Raw genomic sequence first — 5358 nt, forward strand, 5'->3', positions numbered from 1 at the left:
CGCGCTTGGCCGCCGTCACCGCGCTTTCCACCGCCGCGAGCTGGCGGGCGATGTCGAGGCAGGTTTCTCCCCCTTCGATCATCCCGATGACGTGCCGCAGATGCCCCTCGGCGCGCTTGAGCCGCTTCACCAGGTCGGGATGGGTGGTGTGCTTATGCATGTCTTCCATGCTGAAATCATATCCCCCCAGGGGGGATACTGCCACTGGATGTTAGATCAACGGCTGCTTGCCAGGCGGGGGGAATGGTCGCCGAGCCAGGCTAAGGCAATTGCCCGGAGCGGCATCCCGGCCGTGGTGAGACGCGAACACAAATGTGTACAACAATTCACATGAAAACATGTTCATGTGTTATATTTTGAGCCACAGTCAAAGACCCAGTTTCCCGAGGCCCCATGTCCCAATCCCACGCACATGACCATGGTCACGATCACGACCATGATCATGACCACACCCCGACCGTGACCAGCGCCAACGAGCGCAAGGTCCTGCTGTCCTTTTTCCTGATCTTCGGCTTCATGGTCGTGGAGGCCGTCGGAGGCGTGCTGTCGGGCTCGCTGGCCTTGCTGGCCGACGCGGGCCACATGCTGACCGACGCCGCGGCGCTCGCACTGGCCTACGCAGCATTCCGGTTCGGCCGCCGCGCGGCCGACAGCAAGCGCACCTTCGGCTACCTGCGCTTCGAGGTCATCGCCGGTTTCCTGAACGCCGTGACCCTGTTCGCGATCGTCGCTTGGATCGCCTACGAGGCGTGGGAGCGGCTGCAGGCGCCGCCCGTGATCCTGGCCGGCCCGATGATGATCGTCGCCGTGCTCGGCCTGCTGGTGAACGTGCTCGTGCTGTGGATCATGACCCGCGGAGAGACCGATCACGTCAACGTGAAGGGGGCCATCCTGCACGTGATGGGCGACCTGCTCGGCTCGGTCGGCGCCATCGTCGCTGCGATCGTCATCTACCTCACGGGCTGGACGCCGATCGATCCCATCCTGTCGGTCCTGGTCGCGGCGCTGATCCTGCGCAGCGCATGGAAGCTGCTCGCCAAGTCGATCCACATCCTGCTGGAAGGCGCGCCGGAGGATGCTTCGCCGGAGAAGGTGGAGCAAGGCCTGATGGGCGCCGTGCCGGGCCTGGCGGCCGTCAGCCACGTTCACGTGTGGCAGCTCACCTCCGGGCGCACGATGGCCACGCTGCACGTTCGCCCCAACGTGGACGAGGAAGCACGCGCCGTGGTCAAGCGCGTCGAAGCGGTGCTTCGAGAGCAATTCAGCATCGAACACGCCACGGTCGGGATCGACTGGAACTCGGGCACCGACGAGAACGTCTGCAGCTTGCAGCCCACGTCGGAGCGTCAGGACCACAGCGGCCACGATCACAGCGGTCATGACCACAGCGGGCACGACCACAGCGGCCATGATCATGGCAATCACAAGCATGGCGGCGGGCACAGCCACGGCCATGACCACGACCATTCCGCTCCTGGTCACAGGCATTGAGGCCGCGCGAGCCGGCTCGCACTCCACTTGAGGATTTGCATCCATGACGTCCCGCAAAACCACCAGCGCCGACACCGCGCAATGCTCGACCACCAGCCACGACGCGGCGACCGATGCCCTCGCAATGTCGCAAAGTGACGTCGCTGTTCTGGCCGAGACCTTCCGCCTGCTGGGCGACCAATCGCGATTGAAGATCCTGCTGCAGTGCATGCATGGCTCGGTCGCCGTGGGGGACATCGCCGAAGCGCTCGACCTGTCGCAGTCTCTGGTCAGCCATCACCTGCGGCTGCTGCGCGGTGCGCGCCTCGTGCGCGGCGAACGCCAAGCCAAGCACATCTTCTACAGCATCGCGGACCAGCACGTCAGCCAGGTGCTGCAGGACATGGCGGTCCACATTTCCGAGGACAAAGCCGACGACTGACCAGGCCCAAGCACCCAGGCGAATGGCAGGTTGCGAGGCGCCGGTACCCACGCCGCCGGTTAGCCTCAAGGACGTCCCAATAGGCCGACAACATGCCAAAGTCTCACGGCTCCATCCCCCCTAGCCCTCTGGTTCGTCTTGGCAGCAGCTCCCGCAGCTTCTCGTCGAGCTCGTTGTTTTGTTCCGAGAGTTGTTGGTTGTAGCCCTTCAGCTTCGAGATCTCAGCCTCCAACCGCTTCACCGCCTGCTCATGCAGCCCAGCATCCCACTTCAACCCCAAAAGCTCTTGTTTGGCTTCGCCTAACGCTCTCTGAGCTATTTCGGCGGCTAGTTCGGCCTGCTTGGCCTTCTCAAGCAGCTCCGCGCTGTAGCGGCCTTTCTGGCGGCTAAACAGCGCCTGTTTGAGTTGAGCATTCTCCTCCTGCAGGACGGCGTTCTCGCGCTCAAGGCGCTTGGCCTTGGCATGGCCGGTCACCTTATCGAGCATCGACGGTGCCGGCACCTGTCCGGCTGCCTTGCGGGGGTCGTGCGGTGCCCCGCCAGCGGCGCCGGGCTTGTACTCGCAGGCAATGTGCGCATTGACGGCCTGCCATGCTCGTTTCCGCAGGGCTGCAACCTTGCTGGCCCCGTCCAACCATGCCTTGGCCTGTAGCTTGCCGTCTCTGATCGGCGTTACGACAACATGAAAGTGCGGGCTGCTCTCGTCGGTGTGAAAGTCGATCCCAACGATGTTGTCCTCCCCGAACTCCTGCACCGCCCATGCTTTGACCCCCCGGGCTGCGAGATTCATCGGCTTAATAATGTGGAGTGGCCTCCCCTCTGGAAAGTCCAGTTCTGGCTCCTCTCGCCAGTCTGTCTGGTTGCCAAGCTGGATCACGAACTGGATGGCCTGAACGGCATCTTTGCGCTTGGCGAGCCCTTTGGCCTTGACCAGCGCCTCTGGTCTCCATGGTGTTACCTGGTGGCGGCCTTCTGGGGTAAACCATGCCTCCGGTCGGAGCTGGCTTTCGGTGGCGTGGAGGCGGAGGTTGTGCCCCTCTGCCCTGCCGACGGAGGAGGACTGCATCTTGTCGATCGCTAGCGAGAATGAGAGCGCCATTGTGTCTTTGCCCCTTGCTCTTTGGTCTCCGGAAACAGTACCAGATTGAGGAGGCAAAGTGTTCTCCTAACACTTTGGTGCCCAAAGTTGGAGCCCTGCGGGGCGAAAAAAACCTGCCGCACTGCGCTTGCCAAACCCAGAAAAAAGGGCAACTAGCGCAGTCTAGTTGCCCTTTTCTATTGGGTTCTCTTGAGGGGGCTTATGGCTCATTTATGAGGTCTTCGGTAGGAAGAGCCATTGGATTACCGTGATAGCCAAGCTCCAACAACTTAATGTGGTTGTCTGAAATTTTTTGGAAATGGAGCACCCAGTCAGACACCTTGTACTTGCTATGGAAAGAGCCTTTGAAACATGGATCTCCGATGTGGGCATGCCATAGAGCGAACGTTCTTGCGTGTTCCTCTATAGCTTCTTTGTTCGGATAGTGGTCAGGCACCTTGTACGATGGCGATACCTTCCCAATCCATGCCGGAGGGCCAAACAATCCATGTTTTTCGAAGTGATCGATGAAATCATCGATCTTGGACAAGGTGGTTTTAGAGTATCGCTCGTTGTAGTACTTCAGGAACGTTGTCCCGAAATCTACAGAGTTTTGTGGGGTGCTTTGGCTGCCTGTTTTGCCCATTCTCTGCGCTGTTCTCTAGTGAGGCCAGAGGGCATTCTAACAGACGGTTCTTCGGTTAACGAAATCAGACGCTGAAGCTCTACGCCAAATACTTTAACCCCTTGCAATTCAAGGTTTAAAGCTTGGAGTTTCATACAGAATCCTTTGGTGAGTAAGTGGTTTACGTTTTAAGTTTCTACGTTCACTTGCGTTTATTCAATATAAATCAACGAAAACGGATGCCACTCGAGATTGACGATCCTTTGGGATCCAGCGTAACCTGCTCGCCAGAAACGAAAAAACCGCCGTTAGCGCGGCGGTTTTTACGGGAACCCAAGTGTTAGCGCACCGGAGTTCCTGGGTAACAGCTTCAGGCGGAAGCAGCTACCGAATACCAATCAAGTTTAGCGGCAACCTGCCGCACCTTTCAAGCTAAATCCCGCCTGAACCCCTGTTACCGTTGGCCTCTGCCAATGGCGATAAGTCGTATCCGCTCGAATTGGAAGCATGTTGATGTTGTCGAGCGGGTGCAGGGGTCGGGCCGAACGGGGAATCCTCACATACGGCCCAGCGTGCGACGCGCACCATAGCCTCCCATGGCTCGCAACCATGGGGTACCAGCACCGAGCGCAACGGGGAACCAACCACGGCCAGCTCGATAAAAACGGCGCGGCAGTCCAGCCCACAGGTGGGGACTGAAGCAGGTACAGAGTGGCGAGGTGTGTCTCAGGAGCGCGTGAGGGGGAGCTGCCGCAAGCAGCCTCGATAGTCCTGAGCAAGGCGAGCTATCCAGCGTAACTACGTCATTTTTAACGTAGCCAAGCAGGAGGGCGAGCCTATCTTGAAGCGCAGCGAAAGATAGGCTCGCCGGTGCCTTACGCCCTTTTCTTTCAAACAAAAAAAGAGAGATGCTCTTGGCGAGGTGGGTAACTGCGCCCGTCCGTCCACATGCCATCGGTTCGGCTTGTGGGCGGCAGCAGTTATCCACGGAAGCGGGTTAGGTTTGGCTCTGGCCGGAGGTACGTATGGGGTTCGACAAGCCCCTGCTCGATTTAGGGAGCCGGATCAGCGTTGAAGGGGGCTTGCTCAACTTCGATTTGGAGGCCCAGAAGTGGCGGGAGTGCCTCATTGCCTTGGGCCTTGAGTTGGATTGAAAATCATTTTGCCGATTCGACAAATCATATTTCCAAAGTGATTGACGGCCTCCCCCAAGAGGGTACAATCAAATTGTCGATTTGACGTTTCAAATATTGGATTTGATGATGCAGGAAAAAGAGGCCAAGACCATTTTCGACATGGGCGGATTCTCCAAGGCGATGATCGTCCCCACCCCTATGGGGGCTGGGTTCCATCTCCACCTGGTACGCTTCGGCAAGGGGGGCTCCGAGGTGGTAGAGCGCCAGCGCGGCGGCTGGCGGGTTTTCTCCTCGATGGATGCCGCGGCCAACACCGCGAATGGCATCGGCTTTCGCCGCATCGAGATCGACCTGAGCAGCCGTTAGGGCCGCCAGTGCGGCCATCGAGGCTGCCCAGCTAAAAACATCGTGCAGGCCAATAGGGGGCACCTCAGAAAACGGAAAATAAAGCACGCTAAGGCATAGCTGACCTTGCCAGGCCTGCTTCGCCCTGTAGTGACGCGATCAACGGGCAGGAAACATTCCCCTTTCGCGCTTGGCCGCCGTCACCGCGCTTTCCACCGCCGCGAGCTGGCGGGCGATGTCGAGGCAGGTTTCTCCCCCTTCG

7 protein-coding genes are annotated in these 5358 nt (G+C 59.3%); 4 read left to right on the top strand and 3 right to left on the bottom strand.

Going from position 1 to position 5358, the window contains the following annotated elements:
- On the bottom strand, positions 1-169 hold a 169-nt coding region (locus tag PG900_RS22860; protein WP_313312422.1), incomplete at its 3' end, for a metal-sensing transcriptional repressor.
- A gap of 224 nt (positions 170-393) precedes the next feature.
- Between PG900_RS22860 and PG900_RS22865 the strand changes: the two genes are divergently transcribed.
- Both PG900_RS22865 and PG900_RS22870 read left to right on the top strand, forming a co-directional pair.
- Entirely contained in the window at positions 394-1491 is a 1098-nt protein-coding gene (locus PG900_RS22865) for a cation diffusion facilitator family transporter (protein ID WP_008786738.1), read from the top strand.
- 43 nt (positions 1492-1534) lie between these two features.
- A complete protein-coding gene (locus PG900_RS22870) occupies positions 1535-1912 on the top strand; it encodes an ArsR/SmtB family transcription factor (protein ID WP_008786737.1) in 378 nt (125 codons plus the stop codon).
- Positions 1913-2015: 103 nt separating this feature from the next.
- On the opposite strand, the gene PG900_RS22875 is transcribed toward PG900_RS22870, so the two are convergent.
- Positions 2016-3011 carry a plasmid recombination protein gene (locus PG900_RS22875; RefSeq protein WP_114522573.1) on the bottom strand — a complete coding sequence of 332 codons (996 nt, stop codon included), beginning with the start codon at positions 3009-3011 and terminating at the stop codon, positions 2016-2018.
- A gap of 582 nt (positions 3012-3593) precedes the next feature.
- The gene (locus PG900_RS22880; RefSeq protein ID WP_181824794.1) at positions 3594-3770 is read right to left on the bottom strand and encodes a hypothetical protein; all 177 of its coding nucleotides are present in this window, start codon (positions 3768-3770) and stop codon (positions 3594-3596) included.
- A gap of 870 nt (positions 3771-4640) precedes the next feature.
- On the opposite strand from PG900_RS22880, the gene PG900_RS22885 reads away from it, so the two are divergent.
- Positions 4641-4769 (top strand): hypothetical protein, encoded by a 129-nt coding sequence (locus PG900_RS22885; protein WP_258555716.1) that lies wholly within the window; start codon positions 4641-4643, stop codon positions 4767-4769.
- A 108-nt stretch (positions 4770-4877) separates the two neighbouring features.
- On the top strand, positions 4878-5117 hold the full coding sequence (locus PG900_RS22890) for a plasmid replication protein RepB (protein ID WP_114522571.1): 240 nt from the start codon (positions 4878-4880) through the stop codon (positions 5115-5117).
- The last annotated feature ends 241 nt before the right edge of the window (positions 5118-5358 follow it).

Source organism: Aeromonas sp. QDB03, assembly GCF_027707985.1.
Taxonomy (GTDB): Bacteria; Pseudomonadota; Gammaproteobacteria; order Enterobacterales; family Aeromonadaceae; genus Aeromonas; species Aeromonas hydrophila.